This is a genomic window from Exiguobacterium sp. NPDC077395, from assembly GCF_050269125.1.
In the GTDB taxonomy this organism is placed as follows: domain Bacteria; phylum Bacillota; class Bacilli; order Exiguobacteriales; family Exiguobacteriaceae; genus Exiguobacterium; species Exiguobacterium aestuarii_A.
The window spans coordinates 1,537,248-1,556,791 of sequence record NZ_JBNNHU010000001.1; the positions used below are offsets into that span (position 1 = coordinate 1,537,248).

Below are 19,544 nucleotides of genomic sequence, written 5' to 3' on the forward strand. Positions count from 1 at the left end.
CCTCAAGACGGTTGCTTCATTTGATAGACGAACGCGAGCACTTCCGCGATTGCTTGATAGAATGATTCGTCTACCACTTCTCCAATATCGATTTGGGCGTAAAGCGCCCGTGCGAGCGGTTTGTTCTCGACAATCGCCACATCGTGCTCTTTTGCGACATCTCGAATATGAAAGGCGACTCGGTCGACCCCTTTTGCGACAACGAGCGGCGCAAAATCTTTCGTGTCATCGTAGCGGATGACGACCGCGTAATGGGTCGGGTTCGTGATGACGACATCGGCATTCGGGATTTCTTGCATCATCCGTCGCATCGCCATTTCCCGTTGTTGTTGCTTAATCTTGGATTTGATGAGCGGGTCACCTTCTGAGTTTTTATACTCGTCTTTAATGTCTTGCTTTGACATTCGAATCGATTTTTCGAAATCAAATCGTTGATAGAAAAAGTCGAGTAATGCGAGTGCGAGCAAGGCGACACTCACCCAGAGCCCAAGCTCAATCGTGATACCCGCGAGCGCGACGATGGATTCTCGAATCTGCTCGACGGCCATACGGGACAATTCTTTTTGGTTTTGCCAAAGGACAGCGACAGCGGTTGTCAGGATGATTAAAAATTTGAATAAGGACTTTAAAAATTCGACGACCGCTTTCATGCTGACGATCCGTTTCACCCCTTTAATCGGGTCGATACGTTCGAGCTTTGGCTGAATCGCTTCTAACGAAAATAGCGTTCCAACTTGTAGATAATTGATGAGAATCCCAAAGACGACAGCAACGATAAAGAACGGTGCCAAAATCAGTCCGACTCGAAGCATTAAGTCGATGACCATCCCCGACATGCCCTCAGATACATTGAATAGTAAATATTGCGGGCTAAGTAAATCTCCGATTAGTGAAAGTAGCTGTTGCCCGATGAATGGTCCGAAGAATGACAGCATGAGAAACATGGCAAAGAGTGCGAATGCCCCCGTCAAATCAGCAGATTTGGCGACTTGCCCTTTCTTTCGTGAGTCTTCTCGTTTACGTGGTGTCGCTTTTTCTGTTTTTTCACCTGCAAAAAACTGCAGATTGACCGATAAAGGATATAGAGGCTTCTTCATGAGGCATCTCCTAGCATGAGCATAAAGTCGCGCATCACTTCTTGTAACAATGGAATGAACTGACTAATTCCTGTCAATGTCAATCCCATTAACAACACCATGACGGCAAATCCAGCAATAAGTTTGAAGGAAAAGCCGATTGCAAAGATATTGAACTGTGGTGCTGATTTTGCTAAAAATCCAAGTGCCAAATCAACAAGCAGTAATGATGCCATCATCGGTAAGGCCAGCTGCAAGGCGACCATCATCGTCATCGTGACGACTTTCACCGCCATCATGAGTGAGGCTTCCGTGAAATTAATCATCGGTTGACCGGGTGGATAGATTTGAAAACTGTAATAGATGCCGTCAATTAGGAGTAAATGTAAATTACTCGTCAATAAAATAAACAAGGTAAATATATAATAAAATCGTCCAATGAGTGGAGACTGTCCGCCAAACATCGGATCATATGCGGAAGCCATCGCTAATCCGAGTTGAAGATCGATGACCCCTCCGGCAATTTGTGGAGCGAAAAAGAGGATGTTAATCAATAGACCGAGTAACAGTCCAATCATGACTTCATAGACTACTTGAAGGACGAAAGCATTCGTCATCACGATTGGCTCAGTCAATGTGAACATCGCGTAATACGCTAAGAATGCACTGAACCCGACGCGATGCATGACCGGCAACTGCCTCGTCGAGAATAACGGGACACTGACAAAAAAGCCAGAAAGTCGCGCAAACGTCAGACCGTACATACTGATGAAGTCGACCACATTCATTTCGAAGCGACCTCGACCATCAGCTCAAAAATCAATCGAGTGAACCCTTCAATTTGTTGAAGCATCCACGGTCCGAAGATGACAAGACCGATGAAGACCGAGATAATTTTTGGAACGAACGAAAGCGTTTGTTCTTGAATTTGAGTCGTGGCCTGTAAAATCGAGATCACGAGACCGACAATCAGTGAAATGAGTAGCAATGGCATTGAAATTTTTAATAATGTCCACACACTCTCTGTTGCCAAGTAAATGACCATTTCTTGTGTCATGTCCGTTCCCCCTACATACTTCTAAGCAATGATTCCACAATCAAGTGCCAGCCATCGACCAATACAAATAACAATAATTTAAACGGCAATGCGATCATGACCGGTGGTAACATCATCATCCCCATCGACATGAGGACACTCGCGACGACCATATCGATAATTAAAAATGGCAAGAAAATCATGAAACCGATTTGGAAGGCTGTCTTCAATTCACTAATCGCATAAGCCGGGACAAGCGCGAGAAGCGGTACGTCATCAAGTGATTCAGGCTGCTCGTAGTTCCCATACTTCAAAAAGAGTTGCAAATCTTCTTGTCTCGTATATTTCGACATGAATTCTTTCATCGTCCCGCTCGCTTCATCAAACGCTTCATCTTGAGAGATTTTATCATCGAGATAAGGTTTTAATGCGTTCTCATTCAAATCAGAGAGAACGGGAGACATGACGAACAATGTAATGAACAAGGCTAATCCGACAATCAACTGGTTTGGCGGTGTTTGCTGTGTACCGAGCGCCGGTCGAATGAAAGATAAGACGACGACGACACGTGTGAAGCACGTCATCAAAATTAAAAAAGATGGTGCAAGTGTCAATAACGTCAGTAAAATCAAGAGTTTGATCGATGTAGATGTACTGTCTGGTGTCTCTAAATTGATTAATTGCTCAAACGTTGTCATGACTTCTTCCTCACTTCTTCTAGTTGAGCAAGTTGTTTCTTAAAGGTATCCAAAAATGCATTCGAATTCGCCGTTCGGAGTGATAAAGGTTCCGACTGCTCCTCATCCATCGCTTCCGCATCGAGTCGATCAATCAATTGAATCGATTCCCCGACGCCGAGGACATAGACTTGATCTCCAAGCTTCACGAGTTGGACGGAACGGTCTTTTCCGAGTGGGACGCCTCCGAGATGTTTCATATGTTGAGTCGCTTTCACACCTTGTGTTTTGGAACCGAGCCAACGCATCAAGACGATGAAACCGCCGACCACGACTACGAGACTCAACACGACTTTCACGCCATTCCCAATCGTTGACGCTGTCGTTGGAACGTTACTTTCCAATTCTTCTGTCTGTTTTTGCTCGAATTGTTGGTCTACGGTGGCGGCCTCAACCGTGGTCGGAATATAAAAACCGACCACGAGAAGAATAATCAACCACCATTTCTTCATTGTGCGACCGTTTTAGAAACCGCTTCGATGACGCGCTCTGCGTTGAACGGTTTGACGATGAAGTCTTTCGCACCTGCTTGAATCGCATCGATGACCATCGCTTGTTGCCCCATCGCTGAACACATGATGACTTTTGCGTTCGAGTCGAAACTACGAATCTCTTTCAATGCTGCAAGTCCGTCCATCTCTGGCATCGTGATATCAAGTGTGACGAGGTCCGGTGTGAGCTCACGATATTTCACGACCGCGTCAGCTCCGTTTTCTGCCTCACCTACTACGTCATATCCGTTCTTTGTCAAAATATCCTTGATCATCATACGCATGAACGCTGCGTCGTCTACTACTAATACTTTTGCACTCATTCTAATTTCCTCCTTAAACGATTCCGATCCGCTCATGCGGTTGAATAATTTCTGTTACACGTACCCCAAAGTTTTCTTCAATGACGACTACTTCTCCTCTAGCAATCCGCTGTTGGTTGACGTAAATATCAACAGGTTCGCCTGCTAGCTTGTCGAGTTCGATGATTGAACCTTGTGATAGCTCGAGTACTTCCCGGACAGATTTTTTTGTTCTGCCTAGTTCGACGGTCACGTTCAACGGAACGTCATACAGTAATCCTAAGTTCGCCGGCACGGACTCTTGCGGAGCCGGTGATTGGAGCGGCATGAATTCGGCTTGGCTTACCGCGACCTCTGGCATCGATTTTTGTTTTTCCGGTTGTGCTTGTGGTTGCGCCTGTGGTTGCGCTTGCTGAGGTTTAGGAACCTCGGCTTTCGGCTGCTCTTTTACAGGTTCTGCAGCTTGTGCCTCCCCGGTTGCTTTCATCAATTCGTCGACCAACTGTTTTCCGAATTGAATTGGTGCAATTTGAACAATTGTCGAGTCAATCAATGTACCGACTTTGAGATTGAACTCAATCAGCACCATCGTCTCCCAAAGTTCGAGGCGGTCGATAATGGTTTGATTTTTCGTCGCATCAAACACCTCGACAAGTGGTGGAGAGATGTCAATCTTCTTCGAGAACACCGTCGATAAAGATGTCGCGGCTGCACCCATCATCTGGTTCATCGCTTCTTGAACAGCCGATAAGCGAATCTCATCAAGGCTTTCAGGATCGACGTTCTCTCCCGTTCCACCTAACATGAGATCAGAGATGATGGCCGCATCTTCGCGAGTCAAGACGAGGACGTTTTCACCCTTTATCCCTTCCGTGTAACCGACACGTAACGCCACATGAGGCGTCGGATAACGTTCACGCAACTCTTCGATTCTCACTTCACTGACAACCGGTGTCGTAATTTCTACTTTTTGTTGTAGCAACGTCGACAATGCCGTTGCAGAATTCCCAAACGAAATGTTTCCGATTTCTCCAAGAGCATCGCTTTCCATCGAATCTAGGTGCTCTTCTTTTTCCGCCTTTGGCGTCGGCGTACTGTCGCTTGTCCCACGTAGTAACGCGTCAATTTCATCTTGTGACAGCATTTCACTCATTGCTCTTCCTCCTTCACACGGTGAAGCACCTGAACCGCCATCCGCTTCCCGCTCACACCGACTTGCCCTTTAAATACTTTATTCTCCCCTACCATGATGGATAGAGGTTCTTTTGCCACTTGATCGAGTGCCAAGCAGTCCCCAACTTCTAGGTGCAACAGATCACCAAACGTGATTGTCGTCTCGCCAAGTAATGAGACAACCTCGACCGTCGAATTCATCAACTGTGCTTTGAGTGGTTCTTTGCTCGACTCACTCGCATTGCGACGATTCGCTTCCTGCATCCAGTAATGACTCGACAACTTCGACAAGACAGGTTCGATTGTCACGAACGGAAGACAAACGTTGATTGTTCCGCTCACTTCACCGATTGTCACCCCAATCGAAATGAGGACGACCGTCTCGTTTGGTGAAACGAGTTGGAGAAACTGCGGATTTACTTCCACTGCAGACATTTCCGCCTTAATTTCCGCAATCGATTCCCACGCGTCTCCATACGTTGAGAAGGCACGCTTATACAATTGCGTCAAAATACGCATCTCGATTTCTGTGAACGATTCAATTTTGTCCATCTCGACACCAGGTCCGCCGAGTAGACGGTCGAGCATCGCATAGGAAATGTTCGGATTGACCTCGATGATGAATCGTCCGTTTAACGGTGGCGCTTCAATCAAGTTGATCATCGTCATACTCGGAATAGAATGAATGAATTCATCGTACGGTAATTGTTCGACCGAGTTGACGGAAAACTGAACATATGTGCGAAGTTGGGCCGAGAAGAACGTCGTTAACATGCGAGTGAAGTGCTCGTGAATTCGAGTCAAACTGCGAATCTGATCTTTTGAAAATCGGACGGCTCGTTTGAAGTCATATTGCCGAACTTTCTTTTCTTCCTCTTGCGCAAGAAAGGAATCCGCTTCGACATCCCCACTGCTTAGTGCAGATAGTAAGGCATCAATTTCTTGTTGAGACAGTACTTCTCCCATGATGCCACCTCACTGAATAATTTTCTTCGTCATATAGACGCGTTGGACTTCACCTTCTTCAAGCAGTCCATTAAGTTGTTCTCGTAGTGTCTGTTCAAACTTTTGCATATCTTCTTTTGTCGCTAACTGTGTTTTTGTCATTCCAGCCAAGTCCCCGAGAATGACGTTGTGTACTTGGAATTTACGTAACTCTAGATTCTCCCTTGTTTCCAAAGAATCTGTGACAATCGTGAATTGAACGTTGATGAAACGCTCATCTTGAATGTTTGTCGTCATGTCATCGGTCGTGAAGCTTCGTTCCGCCAATTCTTCGGCAGTGACCGGTTTCGTTTTAGCAGTGACGTTATCTCCGAACACGTATTTATATGTCATGAAGCCGGCTCCGCCCATGACAAGTAGGACGACTAGTAAGATGATGACAACCTTCAGGCCGCCACCTTTTTTCTTCTCTTCTTCACTCATCTTCTTCACCTCTTGTGAACATCGTTCCGACTAAACCGATTGAGCGGTAAAAGGCTTCAGTTCGTTCAATGATTTGATCTTTCGTTTCTTTCACGAGATACGTTTTGCCATTAAATAATTGGATAATCGTGTCGGGCTCTGCTTTCACCGTTTCGATGAGCAAAGCGTTGAGCACGAATTCCTCACCCCGAAATGCTGTGACGCGAATCATCAGCGTTTCAAGTTGACGAGTTCTTGAAGAATCTCGTCTGACGTTGTAATGATTCGTGTGTTCGCCTGGAAACCACGTTGTGCCACAATCATTTCCGTAAACTCTTCAGAAAGGTCGACGTTCGACATCTCAAGAGCACCTGAAACGAGGTTACCTCTTCCTAAATCACCAGCTGCCCCGATGAGTGGGTCGCCTGAGTTTTGAGATTGTAAGAAGTTGTTGGCACCGACTTTTGATAGACCAGCGTTGTTGCTAAAGTTTGCCGTCACAATATAGCCTGCTGTCTGAAGTGCACCGGCTGCATCGACATAACTGACTTGACCATCTTTTCCAATCGACAATGAACGTGCATCTGTCGGAATCGAGATTTTACCGTAAGCTGTCGATCCTGCCACGGTGTCAGGAATATTCCCAGTCAAGTTTGGAGCTGGAAGGTTAGCCGCAGGTTTTGCACCCGTTCCTAATAAGTATGTTCCTTCACCAGTCACCAAGTCACCGTTATTGTCCGTGTAAAAGTTACCGGCACGCGTGTACTGCGCTTGTCCGTTGACGATTGTGACGAAGAAGCCTTCACCCGAGATACCGACGTCTAATGCACGTCCCGTATTTTGCATCGCCCCTTGGTTGTAGACGTTATCGACAGTAGCCATCGTGCCCCCAAGACCGACCTCTTTCGGGTTGATCCCTCCTGCCGTTGTCCCATTCCCGCCTGACGCACTACCGACTTGTTGACTAACCAAGTCTTTGAACGTGACACGTCCCTTTTTGTAACCGAACGTGTTGACGTTCGCAATGTTGTTCCCGACGACGTCTAGCTTAGATTGAAAGTTCTTCAGTCCACTGATTCCTGAGTACATTGCTCTTAACATAATAATTTCCCCCTATGCTTATTTGATGGAAGTGATATCGTACACGCTGACCGATGTGCCGTCTTCAAGGTCGGCCATGTATCCAGTTAAATCAGATCGTGAAATCGAGACGACACGACCTGAGCCTTTTGTCGTTTCTTCACTCGATTCCGAATTATAGTCAATCGTTTTACCGATCATGCTACTGAATTCAGAAATCGAGGCCATATGACGGTCAACCAAAACAGAATCAAGTTGCTTCGAAATCGTTTGCATTTGTTCTAGTGAAGAAAATTGCGCCATCTGAGCGATGAACTCACGGTCTTCCATCGGTGACATCGGGTCCTGGTTCGCGATTTGAGCGAGCAGCAACTTCATAAACATGTCTTTGTCATATTGATTCGTCACTTTCGGAAGTGACTGGTCTGGCAATGTATAGTCATTCGTCTTCGGTTGGATGCTCGTCATCTTCAGACCCTCCTTTAGGCTGTTCCTGCGGTTGCTCTTGTTCCGGTTGATCGGAACCATCTGGCATCGTCGACTTCGCATCTAGTGCTTGTTGTGTCAAGTTGACCTCGACACGAACGTTTTGGGAATGAGGTGTCAGCGTTTGTTGCAACTGCTGAACTTGTGACTGAATCAGTTGCTTCGCTTCTTGGTTGCTTGCAAACAACTTCACGACAAGTTCCCCATTCTGCCGCTCTAGCTTGACGACGAGTTCTCCTAGCTGCTCTGGATAAAGTCGTACCGTAAACACTTTCGAGCCATCCGCTCCACTTTGAAATGGTGCTTTTTGAAGTGCTGCCTCAATTCTTGCCTGTAAGTTTTCAGGTAAGGAGCCTTTCGAGGCATACATGACAGTCTCTACATCAATCTGTGGTCGCGACCAGTTCAAGCCTTTCGGTAACCAATCCACGCTACTTGATTGAGGAAGTGCTTTCGTCGATTTCATGGTTTCAACTTGAGGCATGACGGGAATTTCTTTCGTATTGCCAGTTGGTCCATTAAATTGTGCGATCACCCGCTGAATCGTTTGAACATGCTTTCCAAGTTCTTGATTCGGAACAGGATGTGTCACAAGTGTTTTCGCAGACGGATCTGCTTGTTGAATGATGCCACTAATTGAACCGATTGTTTGAGCAAGGACGAGGGTCCCCTCCTCAACATTGCTAGACGGCATGGACAGGTGCCCGAGTACGCCTACATATGCATCCATAAACGTCCGATATGCATCTTGAGGAAGTGATTTGAGCCATTTTAGTGTTTCAGGTTTTTGAAACCATGTTTCAAGTTCCTGAGCCATTTTTTCGAGGTCGACGAGTTCTTCAGATAACACGCCCTCTTCAAGTTTAGGAATTTCCCCCTGCTCGCCAGAGGCTTGCATTGGCGCAAGCATGGCAGATAAGAGGCTTAAGAAACCGCCTGTTCCCTGAGATCCGCCTTCTGCCACTCCGGTACGAGTCGTTGAACCTTGAATGGCTTGTGATAGTAAAGCAATATTCAATGTAGGTCCTCCCTTCCCATATTCATTGGAGAAGCTGTGTCACAACTGCAGCTTGTTGCGCATTCATCCTCCCTAAAATATCAGCCTGTTGCTTCGGTGATAATTCTTTTAACAGTTCAGCCACTTGGGGACTCTCTAGTTCCCCCATAATGGCCGCAGCTTGTTTGGCAGACATCTCTTCATACACACTGGAAATGTCAGATGAATTTTCCTCTTCCGTTGTGGCCGCCGCAAGTTCGGAGACAAGTCGGTCACGTTCTCGTATTAAATCGGTGATCTCTTCTTGTCTCGCTTTCACTTCATTCGTCAGTTCCACATTTTCATTTCGAAGTTTTTCAATCTCACTGTTTGCTGCTTTCAACCGGTTCGTGGCGTCACTGTCGATGCCCGTGACATTCACTTTCGCTTCAGACGTCTCAGGCGTTTCTGATGACTTTTCTTCCTCGCTAACTGGTAGGAATGGTACAGATAAAAGTGGACGATCCATCGCATAGTTCATGACGACCATTCCGCCGACTAAAATGAAGATTGCCGGGATGAGGACCAACGCCACAATCATTTGTTTGCCTCGTTTATTGTTCTCTTTTGTCATGCTACTTCCCTTTCCCATGATGAATCACAGCGAGTTCGTCCATCATTAGTTGCTCTGTGAGTTTTGCCGCTGACATCTCTTGTAAACTGACCTTTTCATGTAGCGTCACATATTTCTTTTCTTCCACTACTTTCCCAAGCAGTCTTTCTTGCGACGCATGATAACGATTGCGTGCTTGTTGGACGACGAGCTGTTGCGTTTCGATTTGACGCTTTACCTGCTCACGCGTTTTTTCTCGGTACTGAGACATGAGTAAATCAATATACCCTTGCTGCTCATCTTGATGTTTAATCAATGACTCATACATGAGGAGAAGGTCATACAACGCTTCCATTTCCGTTTCGAGTTTAGCCTTGAAGCCTCTAACTTCTGAAGCAGCATCTTCTTTCTCATGTTCAGCAATTGGCATGATTCGTTCTAAAATAAGTCTGTTCATGATTCACCTCGCGCAATGTCTGACAAATGAGTCATCGTTTGTTGGAATGCTGCGTCTTCATCGATTGATTGTTTCAAAAATGTCAATAAGTATGGATACTTCTCGATTGCGGTGTCAATCGCTGGATTCGACCCTTTTTTATATGCGCCGATGTTAATCAAGTCCTCGGCATCGATATATGTCGCCAGCCAACTCCGAAACGTTTGTGCGGCTTCACGATGTGATGGCGAGGCGATTTGGTTCATGACCCGACTGATTGACTTCAATACATGAATCGCAGGAAACTGTCCACGGTTTGCAAGCGCGCGATCCATGACAAAGTGTCCATCTAATATCCCACGCACCGCATCGGCAATCGGTTCGTTCATATCGTCACCATCGACGAGGACCGTATAAAATGCTGTAATCGATCCAGTCGCCGCCGTCCCGCTTCGTTCTAACAATTGCGGGAGCATCGCAAAAACAGACGGTGTATATCCTTTCGATGTCGGTGGTTCTCCCGTCGCGAGCCCGATTTCTCGTTGGGCCATTGCAAAACGTGTCACCGAGTCCATCATGAGCACCACTTCTTTGCCTTGATCACGAAAGTATTCGGCGATTGCGGTTGCGGTATATGCCCCTTTCAATCGGACGAGCGGGGGTTGGTCGCTTGTCGCCACAATGACGACAGATCGGGCCATCCCTTCTGGACCAAGCTCTTTTTCAATGAATTCCTTTACTTCCCGACCACGTTCCCCAATTAAGGCGATGACGTTAATATCTGCCGAGGAGCGTTTGGCAATCATTCCGAGTAACGTGGACTTCCCGACCCCAGAACCGGCAAACAACCCAACACGTTGCCCTTTTCCTACAGTCAGTAGACCATCGATCATACGAACACCAGTCGACAAGGCATCTAAAATCCTTGGACGATTCAACGGGTTTGGCGGTTTACGTTGGACATCATACCGCTTACCTGTCACAAGTCGTTCACCCGACAAAGGACGTCCTAAACCGTCGAGCACTTGTCCAATCAGTTCTTCACCGACAGGGACTTGAAGCATCTTCCCGGTCCCTTTTACTAAACAACCGGGTGCAATCTGTGTCGTTTCACCGTATGGCATGAGAAGGACGCGCTCTTCATTAAAGCCCACCACTTCCGCTTCGACCGACTCATTTGAAGGGAGCATGATGAAACATCGCTCCCCGACAAATGCACTCGGTCCATTTGACTCGATCATCAACCCTACGACCCGACAAACTCGACCGATTTTGCGAGTAAACTCGCCATCCGTAGACTGTTTGATCGTATCGATGACCTGCTCAATAAGCGCCATCCGCTAAAACCTCCTCGATTTTGGCTTGGATTCTTTCGAAGCTGTACGAAAGGTCGATTTCATTCCCTCGATGTGGTGATTCAATGCGCACGGACGTTTCATCTAAAGAGCCGTCTCCCCGATATTTCAAAGGAGGTGTCTCTTCATCACGCCACAACGATTCAAATCGCTGAATCGAAGCAAGACGAGTGGGATGAACGAAGATCGTCAACGCTTCTGCATCAATGAGGTGCGCCATCTGTTCTTGAATCATCTCCGCAAACAACGCCTCATCTTTTCGGACAAGATCTGTCGTCACTTGCGCACTTACTGCAATCGCAAGGTCAATGAGTTGGACTTCTGCCTGCTTCCATTTTTCTTGGAACAGTTGTTCGAGTTCAGTGGAGACCGAGTTCAGACGCGTCGTAACGTCTTCAAACTCGGCATACCCATCTTGTCTTCCTTGGAGTAGGCCCGCTTCATAACCTTCTAATCGAGCCTGTTCATATGCTTCTTGTTTGAATCGTTCGAGTTGTTCGATTTCTGTCTGCTGAAACAGTTGAAACGCTTCTTCATCCTGTCTTAATTTCTCATAACGCGACTCGATGACTTGATGATGATCGATGCCTTCAACCGGGTCCGGAATGGATGATTCCAATCGTTTTGATTCAATTCGATGAGGAATATGCGATGTCGCGCGTTGACGTTTGATCACATTAGACAACGATGTCATCTCCCCCACCTCGACTGATCACGATCTCACCGACGTCTTCTAGACGACGAATGATTCCGACGATTCGACTTTGTGCTTCTTCGACGTCACGCAATCGAACAGGTCCCATAAATTCCATATCTTCTTTGAACGTTTCGACCATCCGTTGAGACATGTTTTTGAAGATAATTTGTTTCACTTCTTCTGACGACACTTTGAGTGCTAGCAACAAGTCGTCGTTCGCCACTTCGCGAATGATTCGTTGAATCGCGCGTGAATCGAGCGTAACGATGTCCTCGAAGACAAACATACGCTTCTTGATTTCTTCTGCGAGTTCAGGATCTTCAATCTCGAGTGCGTCAAGAATGGTACGCTCGGTCGTACGATCGACCCCATTCAATACTTCGACGACCGCCTCGATTCCACCCGACTGGGCATAATCTTGCATATCCGTCTGAGAGAGGTTCTTTTCAAGGATTTGTTCGACTTCATGAATAACATCCGGATTAAGTCGGTCCATCGTCGCAATCCGTTTCGCAACTTCCGATTGAATCTCAGGAGGGAGTTCCGATAAGATTTGCCCTGACTTGACCGGCTCTAAGTGAGCTAAGATTAGAGCAATCGTCTGTGGATGTTCGTTTTGAATAAAGTTCAGTAACTGTTTCGGGTCGGCTTTCCGAGCAAACTCGAACGGTCGAACTTGTAAAGTCGATGTCAAACGATGAATCAATGCCATCGCCTTATCTTCACCGACCGCTTTTTCAAGAACTGTTTTGGCAAAGCCAATCCCACCTTGGGTAATGTAGCTCTGAGCCATCGCAAGTTCGTGGAACTCACCGAGAATGCTCTCTTTTTCTTCTGGAGACACCTTTTTGAGTGCCGAGATTTGAAGCGTCAACTGCTCCATCTCTTCTTCCGAAAGATGTTTATAAACATTCGCTGCCACTTCTGGACCTAATGAGATCATGAGCATTGCTGCTTTTTCTCGATTCGATTGTTTGGCATAGTTCACGTTACTCACTCCTCAGACATCCAAGTACGAAGCAGTTTAGCAAACTCTTCTGGATTACTTTCAGCTAATTTTTCTAACTGTTTCTTCTTCACAGCCCCTTCGCCTCGTTCCTCGAGGTCTAGGTCAGGTACTTCATCTTCATATGGAACTTCCCACTCGTTCGTCTCTTCCACTACTTCTTGTTTACGTCTACGCATTGCGAAGAAGATTAAGGCAAGCAAGACGACTGCTCCGGCTGCTGAAGCGTACATCCACCATGGTGTAGGCTGCTCTGCCGTTGCCACCTCTTCTGCTTCAGCGAACGGTCTCGAAACAACGACTACTTTTTGTTCAAGCTCCGCATCTGTGATAGCTTCGTCCGTTTTCGCTAGTGATGTTCGAATGATGGAATACATCATCGTCTCAAGATCACCTTCAAGTTGTGGGTCAATACTCGTTGCGCCGTCTGGTGGTTCTACAATCAATTGCACCCCAAGGTCGCGGATGGTGTATGGTGCATTTTGAATCTGTTTCGTAATGCGATTCACTTCATAATTAATGATTTCATGATTTTTTTCACTTTCTTCTGTGCTGTCACCTGTAGCAGCAGGGAAGTTGATCGTGTCATTCTCACCGGTCCCAGTCGCTTCTGTCGCCGTCCCCGTACCACCTGTATACGCTTCTGCAATTCGTTCGGCCGAAGTCACGATACCTTCCATGCTCTCTTCATTGACTGGCGTGACAAGGTTTTGTTCTTCGGCAGTCTGAGTCGTATCAATATCTGCTGTGACAGAGACAAGAACGCTCCGTTCACCAAGAAGAACAGACAACATCTGCTGAATTTGTTGACGGACGTCTTTTTCAACTTGACGTTTCAGTGCCAACGGATCAGAGGAAGAGCCCCCAGCCACAACGGTTTGATCAAGGTCATAATACGTAAAGTATTGGTCCATGATCGAGATGTTTTCAGGTTTTAAGTTCGGGACACTTTTACTGATTAAATGATAGAGACCTTTGACCGTGTTCGGTTCTAGATTCGTTCCTGCTCCGATATTTAACACGATCGAGGCTGTGGGCTCACCTTGGTCTTCCGCTAAAAAGACAGACTTCTCAGGAAGCGAGATGATGACTTTCGCTTGATTGATCCCTTCGATTTGGGTAATGAGCCGCTCTAGTTCGGTCTGCATCGCACTTCGTTCAATGACCGCCATTTCTCGGTCTGTCGTTCCGAAACCAGCATTCTCACTGAAGAAACTATAGTCGATTGACCCGGATTTGGGGATCCCAGCCGCAGCAAGGCTCACTTTCAATTGGTCGACCATTTCATTTGGCACGTATACACTGACCCCGTTCGAAGTCGCTTTTATTTCTGACTTCACCCCATCCGCCGTTAGTTTCTCTGTCACTTCTCCCGCTTCTTGCGCGGATAAGTTCGTGTACAAAGGAGCCATGTTCGGTCTTGCAAGGAAGAAAGTGAGTAAGAGGGCCGCGATTAAAATGACCGCAATGGAAATCCCCCATATGAGCTTCCGCTTTGCCGGCATCGATTTCAGCGCATCGGTCATCGATTTGAATCGTTCTTTTAATTGTTCATTCATCGCAACTTGTCATCCTCTACAATTAAACTTGCATTCGCATCATTTCTTGATAGGCTTCAACAGCCTTGTTCCTCACCTCGATGGCAAGTTGCATCGCAATCGACGACTCTTCACTTTGAATCATGACTTGATGAAGGTCCGCTTTCCCGACAGCTAAATCTTGACGGGCTTGACTCGTCGCTTGTTGCGTCTCGTTCAACGCATTCATCGCTTCATTCAAATATGACCCGAATTGAGATGGGTTCGCTTTGTTCATTGATGGCGTGATTTCTGGGCTCATCATTTGAATCGGATTAATTTGCATCCTTCGTCACTCCTTATCCTTTTCCAATCTCCATCGCTTTGACGAGCATCGCTTTTGATGCGTTCATCGCGGCGATGTTTGCTTCGTAAGAGCGGGTCGCACCCATAAGGTCGACCATTTCTTTAAGTAAATCAACGTTCGGCATTTGGACATATCCCCGCTCGTCTGCATCAGGATGACTTGGATTGTAAGCAAGCTTATACGGTGCATCGTCCTCAATGATTTGAGCTACCTGAACCCCACCATTGACGGCATTTAACTGTTTACGGAAAGGTGCTTCCTGTAATACCGTCATCTTTCTCGTGTACGGTTGCCACTCCCCATCGACAAGTTTTCCTCGAGTCGTCTGAGCGTTGGCAATGTTCGCCGATACGGTATCCATCCGCAAACGTTGAGACGTTAAAGCAGTAGCTGAAATATGAAAACTATCAAACATTCCCATCGATTAACGACCTCCTCGGATAACAGATTTCAACCCACCTAGCCTGCGATTTAATTGTTCCATCATCGCCTCATACTGGAGTTGATTACGTGCCAGTTCACTCATCTCATAATCTAAGTCGACGTTGTTACCATCACTTCGCATCGCCCCACCTGCACGATTGACGACAGTAGACTGCGTCGAATCACTCGGGCGCCCACCTTGGAGTTTCAGTCGCATCTCGCTTTGGAGCGTCTGTTCAAACACGGCTTGCTTTGCTTTGAAGTTTGGCGTATCGATATTCGAAAGATTATGACTAATCACTTTTTGATTGAGGACTGCATGATTGACGGCTTGCTTGAGTAATTGATAGTCACTACCAATCCAATTCACGGCGTTCACTCGCTTTCATATGCTCATTACTGATATATACCTGATTTGGAAATTCTACTATTTCATTGAAACAAATCTGTAACAGTTCTGAAAGATATTTTTTAAAACATAGGTAAATGGCTTCGCATCTTTTTGTCGAATTAACGACAAATTCTGAAAATGATTACTTTTGCACTAAAAAAAACCGCTTCCTCAATGGAGAAAGCGGTTTTTTAGGAACAAAGTCCCTTTTTATAGTATTTTCAATGGAAAATGCACATTAAAAGTTGTGTTTCAGTTTGATTTCAGTTTTTGCAATTCAAACAAGAAGTTATCATTTAATATCTTGATATACGTTCCTTTCATTCCTAATGAACGTGATTCAATGACACCTGCACTTTCAAGTTTCCGAAGTGCGTTCACGATGACAGAACGTGTGATTCCCACACGGTCGGCAATTTTGGAAGCAACTAACAACCCTTCGTTTCCGCCGAGCTCTTCGAAAATGTGTTCAATCGCTTCAAGCTCTGAATACGACAATGAATTGATTGCCATTTGAACAACAGCTTTTTTACGGGCTGACGTTTCTGCTTCTGCCGCTTTCTCACGAAGGATTTCCATGCCAACGACTGTCGCACTATATTCGGCGAGGACGAGGTCATCTTCTGTGAACTCGTTAGCCAATCGACCTAACACGAGCGTCCCTAGACGCTCACCACCACCGATGATTGGGACAATCGTCGTCTTCGAGTTGAGGAACAAATCGTGGTTCTCTACAGGGAACGCTGTATACTCGCTGTCAATATCGATGTTCGCTGTCGTTTCTTTCACATTGAACAAGTTTGAAGCATATGGTTCCGGGAACTGTCGATCAACGAGAAATGCCTTCATGCGGTCATTCTCAATCTGTTGTTTGATCGCAAAGCCAAGTAGGCGACCACGACGGCTCACGATAAACGTATTGGATTCAAGCACTTCACGCATTTTATCCGCCATTTCTTTAAAATCAACGTGCGCACTCGCTTCTTGTTGAAGCATCGTGTTTAATTGGCGAGTTTTGTCTAGTAAATTCATAATGTCTATTTCCTCCCTGTATGTGCATACAGAATCTTATAAAATATATTGGCTGAGGTCTCGGTCATCCGCGATCGACCCAACTTTAGCTTGTACATAAGCGGGAGTGATTTCCACGCTTGTTTGCGGCATATCTGCCGCCTCAAATGAAAGATCTTCTAACACGCGCTCCATAATAGTATAAAGGCGACGCGCGCCGATGTCATCGGTCTCACGATTGACATGTGTCGCAATTTTTGCGATTTCTTCAATCGCTTCATGCGTGAATCGGACCGTGATTTCTTCCGATTCCAATAATGCAGTATATTGTTTGATTAACGCCTGAGATGGTTCTGTCAAGATTTTGACGAAGTCCTCTTCCGTCAAGCTGTTCAATTCGACACGAATTGGGAAGCGACCTTGCAACTCCGGAATCAAATCAGACGGTTTGGCCATATGGAACGCTCCAGCTGCAATAAAGAGAACATGATCGGTTTTGACCGGTCCGTACTTCGTGACGACCGTTGACCCTTCGACAATCGGAAGGATATCGCGCTGCACGCCTTCACGAGAGACACCAGCATGGTCTTGCGACTTCGTTGCAATCTTATCGATTTCATCGACGAAGATGATGCCCATCTGTTCACTACGCTGCACCGCTTCATCATGTACTTCGTTCAAATCCAGAAGATTTTCAGCTTCTTCCGCTATGAGAAGCGGTCTCGCTTCACGGACGGTCAACTTCCGTTGCTTCCGTTTCTTCGGAACGATTTGTCCGAGCATATCTTGAAGGTTTGATAACCCTTCCATTCCTTGCCCTTGGAACAAATCCATCGTTTGCTTTTCTTCAAGCTCAACTTCGATGACTCGGTCTTCTAGTTCACCGAGCTCGAGAAGACGGCGAAGCTGTGCCCGGTCATTCTTTGACGTATCCGTTGTCGATTCAGGCTGTTGTGTCTGCCCACCGAACAACGCCTCGAACGGGTTTGATGCACTTGGTGTAGCTTTCGCTTTCCCTTGTAAGGCATCTAGCAATCGTTCTGTCGCTGCTCGCTCTGCCGGCTCCTTCACATCTTCTTTCTTCTCTTCTTTCACGAGACGAACGGATGCTTCGACGAGATCTCGTACCATCGACTCGACGTCACGACCGACGTAACCGACTTCCGTAAATTTCGTCGCTTCCACTTTGACGAACGGTGCCCCGACCAACTTCGCTAAACGACGTGCGATTTCGGTCTTCCCGACCCCAGTCGGTCCGATCATCAAAATGTTTTTCGGTGTGACTTCATCACGAAGGTCTGCACTTAATTTCTGACGACGATAACGATTACGCAATGCAATCGATACAGCTCGTTTGGCGTCCTTCTGACCGATTACGAACTTGTCTAGTTCCGATACGATTTGTCTTGGTGTCAACTCTCGATTCATTCAGCATCGCCTCCGATCGTTTCTACAATGACTTGATCATTCGTATACACGCAAAGCTCACCGGCAATCTCGAGAGCGGCTCGTGCGATTTCTTTCGCTGACTTCTCAGCGGAATGGCGGACGAGTGCACGACCTGCTGCGAGTGCGTAATTACCACCCGAACCGATTGCAAGGATCCCGTCATCCGGCTCAATCACTTCTCCATTCCCAGAAACGAGCAGTAAATGGTCAGCATCCATCACAATCAATAGCGCCTCGAGTTGCCGCAAGATTTTATCCCCGCGCCACTCTTTGGCAAGCTCGACCGCGGCACGCGGTAAGTTACCGTTATACATTTCAAGTTTCGATTCAAACTTTTCAAACAATGTGAAAGCATCGGCTACACTGCCTGCAAAACCGGCAACGACTTTCCCGCCGTATAAGCGTCTGACTTTCTTCGCTTTGTTTTTCATGATGACGGCATTCCCGAATGTGACTTGGCCATCTCCACTCATCGCGCATTGGCCATTGTGTCGAACTGCAAAAATCGTTGTTGCATGAAACATATCGTAACCTCCTACTTTCTTGGATGTGTCGCTTGATAAATCGAACGTAATCGTTCAGTCGATACGTGGGTATAGCGTCCGGTCGTCGACAAGGACTCGTGACCGAGCAACTCTTGGACAGCGCGCAAATCCGCTCCCCGCTCCAATAGGTCCGTTGCAAAGCTATGTCGCAACGAGTGCGGGGTCAACGGCTTATGTACCCCACTGTCTTTTCTCAAACGCTTCATGACATACCGAATTTGGTCTGTTGTCATCCGATTCCCTTTTTGACTCAAAAATAATGCGCTTTCCGTCGGGAGTCCGACGTCTTTCCGTATTTCTACATAGCGCTTCAATGCTTGTACGGCATATTGACCGATTGGAACGTACCGTTCTTTCTTTCCTTTCCCCATCACATGGACGAAAGATAAGACATCGTCAAAGGAAGACAGGTTCATCCCACAAAGCTCTGCGACGCGAATGCCCGTTCCGTACAACACCTCAACGATGGCGACGTCTCTCGCCTGTAAATAAGGGTCGTCTTGCATAGAAGCCGCCTCTAACAACCGTTCGACTTCGGATGGGACGGCGAACGTCGGCAAGGACTGTCGCTTTTTCGGTGAAGTCAGGTCGTGGAACAAGGGCTCTCCCCCATGCTCTCTCGCCATATATTTCCCGAACTGTTTGAGGCAAGATACTTTCTGGGACACCGTAGACGCGGCCAATTGTTTCTCATAAAGGACATATAAATAACGCCGCGCCGTCTTTGCATCATAGGGATCTTGATGCGTCGATTGGCAATATGCGGCGTACTGGTCGAGCGTTTGCTCGTAGGAGCGTTTCGTATGAGGAGACAGTCGACGTTCAATTTGGCAGTAGCGTAAAAATGATTGTCGATCCTCTAAGAATCCCATTTTATCGCCTCCTCGATGACACGTAAAAACGCATGTTCTCGTCAAATCGAAATTAGCATAGCATACAGAATGTATGGTGACAATAGATAGTCGTTCAA

At 46.6% G+C, this 19,544-nt stretch carries 26 protein-coding genes; all 26 read right to left on the bottom strand.

Annotation, left to right across the window (positions count from 1 at the left end):
• Positions 1-2: 2 nt before the first annotated feature.
• The 26 genes from flhB to ACQKD4_RS08020 all read right to left on the bottom strand — a co-directional run bounded on the left by flhB (position 3) and on the right by ACQKD4_RS08020 (position 19,446).
• Complete coding sequence (flhB, locus tag ACQKD4_RS07895; RefSeq protein WP_214760335.1) at positions 3-1,097, bottom strand: flagellar biosynthesis protein FlhB; 1,095 nt, start codon at positions 1,095-1,097, stop codon at positions 3-5.
• Complete coding sequence (gene fliR / locus ACQKD4_RS07900; protein ID WP_214691827.1) at positions 1,094-1,864, bottom strand: flagellar biosynthetic protein FliR; 771 nt, start codon at positions 1,862-1,864, stop codon at positions 1,094-1,096. Before fliR ends, flhB begins: the two co-directional genes overlap by 4 nt.
• Positions 1,861-2,133 carry a flagellar biosynthesis protein FliQ gene (fliQ, locus tag ACQKD4_RS07905; protein WP_015881403.1) on the bottom strand — a complete coding sequence of 91 codons (273 nt, stop codon included), beginning with the start codon at positions 2,131-2,133 and terminating at the stop codon, positions 1,861-1,863. Before fliQ ends, fliR begins: the two co-directional genes overlap by 4 nt.
• Before the next feature lie 11 nt (positions 2,134-2,144).
• Complete coding sequence (fliP, locus tag ACQKD4_RS07910) at positions 2,145-2,810, bottom strand: flagellar type III secretion system pore protein FliP (RefSeq protein ID WP_074034688.1); 666 nt, start codon at positions 2,808-2,810, stop codon at positions 2,145-2,147.
• Complete coding sequence (locus ACQKD4_RS07915; protein ID WP_427372985.1) at positions 2,807-3,301, bottom strand: flagellar biosynthetic protein FliO; 495 nt, start codon at positions 3,299-3,301, stop codon at positions 2,807-2,809. The genes fliP and ACQKD4_RS07915 overlap by 4 nt, the downstream gene beginning before the upstream one ends.
• Positions 3,298-3,663: a response regulator gene (locus tag ACQKD4_RS07920; protein WP_074034690.1), complete on the bottom strand. Its 366-nt coding sequence runs from the start codon at positions 3,661-3,663 to the stop codon at positions 3,298-3,300. Before ACQKD4_RS07920 ends, ACQKD4_RS07915 begins: the two co-directional genes overlap by 4 nt.
• 13 nt (positions 3,664-3,676) lie before the next feature.
• Positions 3,677-4,795: a flagellar motor switch phosphatase FliY gene (fliY, locus tag ACQKD4_RS07925; protein WP_427372986.1), complete on the bottom strand. Its 1,119-nt coding sequence runs from the start codon at positions 4,793-4,795 to the stop codon at positions 3,677-3,679.
• The gene (gene fliM, locus ACQKD4_RS07930) at positions 4,792-5,781 is read right to left on the bottom strand and encodes a flagellar motor switch protein FliM (RefSeq protein ID WP_074034699.1); all 990 of its coding nucleotides are present in this window, start codon (positions 5,779-5,781) and stop codon (positions 4,792-4,794) included. Before fliM ends, fliY begins: the two co-directional genes overlap by 4 nt.
• 9 nt (positions 5,782-5,790) lie before the next feature.
• Positions 5,791-6,243: a flagellar basal body-associated FliL family protein gene (locus tag ACQKD4_RS07935; protein ID WP_214691824.1), complete on the bottom strand. Its 453-nt coding sequence runs from the start codon at positions 6,241-6,243 to the stop codon at positions 5,791-5,793.
• Positions 6,236-6,454, bottom strand: coding sequence for a flagellar FlbD family protein (locus ACQKD4_RS07940; RefSeq protein WP_031421671.1), 219 nt, complete (start codon positions 6,452-6,454; stop codon positions 6,236-6,238). Before ACQKD4_RS07940 ends, ACQKD4_RS07935 begins: the two co-directional genes overlap by 8 nt.
• The gene (flgG, locus tag ACQKD4_RS07945) at positions 6,454-7,323 is read right to left on the bottom strand and encodes a flagellar basal body rod protein FlgG (RefSeq protein ID WP_214760342.1); all 870 of its coding nucleotides are present in this window, start codon (positions 7,321-7,323) and stop codon (positions 6,454-6,456) included. The genes ACQKD4_RS07940 and flgG overlap by 1 nt, the downstream gene beginning before the upstream one ends.
• 18 nt (positions 7,324-7,341) lie before the next feature.
• Positions 7,342-7,770 carry a flagellar hook capping FlgD N-terminal domain-containing protein gene (locus ACQKD4_RS07950; RefSeq protein WP_427372987.1) on the bottom strand — a complete coding sequence of 143 codons (429 nt, stop codon included), beginning with the start codon at positions 7,768-7,770 and terminating at the stop codon, positions 7,342-7,344.
• Entirely contained in the window at positions 7,742-8,806 is a 1,065-nt protein-coding gene (locus ACQKD4_RS07955; RefSeq protein WP_427372988.1) for a flagellar hook-length control protein FliK, read from the bottom strand. The genes ACQKD4_RS07950 and ACQKD4_RS07955 overlap by 29 nt, the downstream gene beginning before the upstream one ends.
• Before the next feature lie 22 nt (positions 8,807-8,828).
• Entirely contained in the window at positions 8,829-9,398 is a 570-nt protein-coding gene (locus ACQKD4_RS07960; RefSeq protein WP_427372989.1) for a MotE family protein, read from the bottom strand.
• A 1-nt stretch (position 9,399) separates the two neighbouring features.
• Positions 9,400-9,834 carry a flagellar FliJ family protein gene (locus tag ACQKD4_RS07965; RefSeq protein ID WP_214875467.1) on the bottom strand — a complete coding sequence of 145 codons (435 nt, stop codon included), beginning with the start codon at positions 9,832-9,834 and terminating at the stop codon, positions 9,400-9,402.
• The gene (fliI, locus tag ACQKD4_RS07970) at positions 9,831-11,150 is read right to left on the bottom strand and encodes a flagellar protein export ATPase FliI (RefSeq protein ID WP_427372991.1); all 1,320 of its coding nucleotides are present in this window, start codon (positions 11,148-11,150) and stop codon (positions 9,831-9,833) included. Before fliI ends, ACQKD4_RS07965 begins: the two co-directional genes overlap by 4 nt.
• Positions 11,137-11,862 (bottom strand): FliH/SctL family protein, encoded by a 726-nt coding sequence (locus ACQKD4_RS07975; protein ID WP_214875463.1) that lies wholly within the window; start codon positions 11,860-11,862, stop codon positions 11,137-11,139. Before ACQKD4_RS07975 ends, fliI begins: the two co-directional genes overlap by 14 nt.
• Positions 11,846-12,853, bottom strand: coding sequence for a flagellar motor switch protein FliG (gene fliG, locus ACQKD4_RS07980; protein ID WP_031421657.1), 1,008 nt, complete (start codon positions 12,851-12,853; stop codon positions 11,846-11,848). Before fliG ends, ACQKD4_RS07975 begins: the two co-directional genes overlap by 17 nt.
• Positions 12,854-12,858: 5 nt before the next feature.
• The gene (gene fliF, locus ACQKD4_RS07985; protein WP_214691816.1) at positions 12,859-14,430 is read right to left on the bottom strand and encodes a flagellar basal-body MS-ring/collar protein FliF; all 1,572 of its coding nucleotides are present in this window, start codon (positions 14,428-14,430) and stop codon (positions 12,859-12,861) included.
• A 22-nt stretch (positions 14,431-14,452) separates the two neighbouring features.
• Positions 14,453-14,734: a flagellar hook-basal body complex protein FliE gene (fliE, locus tag ACQKD4_RS07990; RefSeq protein WP_427372992.1), complete on the bottom strand. Its 282-nt coding sequence runs from the start codon at positions 14,732-14,734 to the stop codon at positions 14,453-14,455.
• Positions 14,735-14,747: 13 nt separating this feature from the next.
• Complete coding sequence (flgC, locus tag ACQKD4_RS07995; RefSeq protein WP_074034731.1) at positions 14,748-15,176, bottom strand: flagellar basal body rod protein FlgC; 429 nt, start codon at positions 15,174-15,176, stop codon at positions 14,748-14,750.
• A gap of 3 nt (positions 15,177-15,179) precedes the next feature.
• Positions 15,180-15,548, bottom strand: coding sequence for a flagellar basal body rod protein FlgB (gene flgB / locus ACQKD4_RS08000; RefSeq protein ID WP_427372993.1), 369 nt, complete (start codon positions 15,546-15,548; stop codon positions 15,180-15,182).
• 273 nt (positions 15,549-15,821) lie between these two features.
• Positions 15,822-16,601, bottom strand: a complete 780-nt coding sequence (codY, locus tag ACQKD4_RS08005) for a GTP-sensing pleiotropic transcriptional regulator CodY (protein WP_214691812.1) — start codon at positions 16,599-16,601, stop codon at positions 15,822-15,824.
• A gap of 36 nt (positions 16,602-16,637) precedes the next feature.
• Positions 16,638-18,008: an ATP-dependent protease ATPase subunit HslU gene (gene hslU, locus ACQKD4_RS08010; protein ID WP_214745463.1), complete on the bottom strand. Its 1,371-nt coding sequence runs from the start codon at positions 18,006-18,008 to the stop codon at positions 16,638-16,640.
• Positions 18,005-18,553, bottom strand: coding sequence for an ATP-dependent protease subunit HslV (gene hslV / locus ACQKD4_RS08015; RefSeq protein ID WP_427372994.1), 549 nt, complete (start codon positions 18,551-18,553; stop codon positions 18,005-18,007). Before hslV ends, hslU begins: the two co-directional genes overlap by 4 nt.
• An 11-nt stretch (positions 18,554-18,564) precedes the next feature.
• Entirely contained in the window at positions 18,565-19,446 is an 882-nt protein-coding gene (locus ACQKD4_RS08020; RefSeq protein ID WP_427372995.1) for a tyrosine-type recombinase/integrase, read from the bottom strand.
• Positions 19,447-19,544 lie beyond the last annotated feature (98 nt).

Excerpts from the sequence above, each read along its gene's own strand:
- flhB (WP_214760335.1), bottom strand. The coding sequence starts at position 1,097 with ATGAAGAAGCCTCTATATCCTTTATCGGTCAATCTGCAGTTTTTTGCA.
- fliR (WP_214691827.1), bottom strand. The coding sequence starts at position 1,864 with ATGAATGTGGTCGACTTCATCAGTATGTACGGTCTGACGTTTGCGCGA.
- fliQ (WP_015881403.1), bottom strand. The coding sequence starts at position 2,133 with ATGACACAAGAAATGGTCATTTACTTGGCAACAGAGAGTGTGTGGACA.
- fliP (WP_074034688.1), bottom strand. The coding sequence starts at position 2,810 with ATGACAACGTTTGAGCAATTAATCAATTTAGAGACACCAGACAGTACA.
- ACQKD4_RS07915 (WP_427372985.1), bottom strand. The coding sequence starts at position 3,301 with ATGAAGAAATGGTGGTTGATTATTCTTCTCGTGGTCGGTTTTTATATT.
- ACQKD4_RS07920 (WP_074034690.1), bottom strand. The coding sequence starts at position 3,663 with ATGAGTGCAAAAGTATTAGTAGTAGACGACGCAGCGTTCATGCGTATG.
- fliY (WP_427372986.1), bottom strand. The coding sequence starts at position 4,795 with ATGAGTGAAATGCTGTCACAAGATGAAATTGACGCGTTACTACGTGGG.
- fliM (WP_074034699.1), bottom strand. The coding sequence starts at position 5,781 with ATGGGAGAAGTACTGTCTCAACAAGAAATTGATGCCTTACTATCTGCA.
- ACQKD4_RS07935 (WP_214691824.1), bottom strand. The coding sequence starts at position 6,243 with ATGAGTGAAGAAGAGAAGAAAAAAGGTGGCGGCCTGAAGGTTGTCATC.
- ACQKD4_RS07940 (WP_031421671.1), bottom strand. The coding sequence starts at position 6,454 with ATGATTCGCGTCACAGCATTTCGGGGTGAGGAATTCGTGCTCAACGCT.
- flgG (WP_214760342.1), bottom strand. The coding sequence starts at position 7,323 with ATGTTAAGAGCAATGTACTCAGGAATCAGTGGACTGAAGAACTTTCAA.
- ACQKD4_RS07950 (WP_427372987.1), bottom strand. The coding sequence starts at position 7,770 with ATGACGAGCATCCAACCGAAGACGAATGACTATACATTGCCAGACCAG.
- ACQKD4_RS07960 (WP_427372989.1), bottom strand. The coding sequence starts at position 9,398 with ATGACAAAAGAGAACAATAAACGAGGCAAACAAATGATTGTGGCGTTG.
- ACQKD4_RS07965 (WP_214875467.1), bottom strand. The coding sequence starts at position 9,834 with ATGAACAGACTTATTTTAGAACGAATCATGCCAATTGCTGAACATGAG.
- fliI (WP_427372991.1), bottom strand. The coding sequence starts at position 11,150 with ATGGCGCTTATTGAGCAGGTCATCGATACGATCAAACAGTCTACGGAT.
- ACQKD4_RS07975 (WP_214875463.1), bottom strand. The coding sequence starts at position 11,862 with ATGACATCGTTGTCTAATGTGATCAAACGTCAACGCGCGACATCGCAT.
- fliF (WP_214691816.1), bottom strand. The coding sequence starts at position 14,430 with ATGAATGAACAATTAAAAGAACGATTCAAATCGATGACCGATGCGCTG.
- fliE (WP_427372992.1), bottom strand. The coding sequence starts at position 14,734 with ATGCAAATTAATCCGATTCAAATGATGAGCCCAGAAATCACGCCATCA.
- flgC (WP_074034731.1), bottom strand. The coding sequence starts at position 15,176 with ATGGGAATGTTTGATAGTTTTCATATTTCAGCTACTGCTTTAACGTCT.
- codY (WP_214691812.1), bottom strand. The coding sequence starts at position 16,601 with ATGAATTTACTAGACAAAACTCGCCAATTAAACACGATGCTTCAACAA.
- hslU (WP_214745463.1), bottom strand. The coding sequence starts at position 18,008 with ATGAATCGAGAGTTGACACCAAGACAAATCGTATCGGAACTAGACAAG.
- hslV (WP_427372994.1), bottom strand. The coding sequence starts at position 18,553 with ATGTTTCATGCAACAACGATTTTTGCAGTTCGACACAATGGCCAATGC.
- ACQKD4_RS08020 (WP_427372995.1), bottom strand. The coding sequence starts at position 19,446 with ATGGGATTCTTAGAGGATCGACAATCATTTTTACGCTACTGCCAAATT.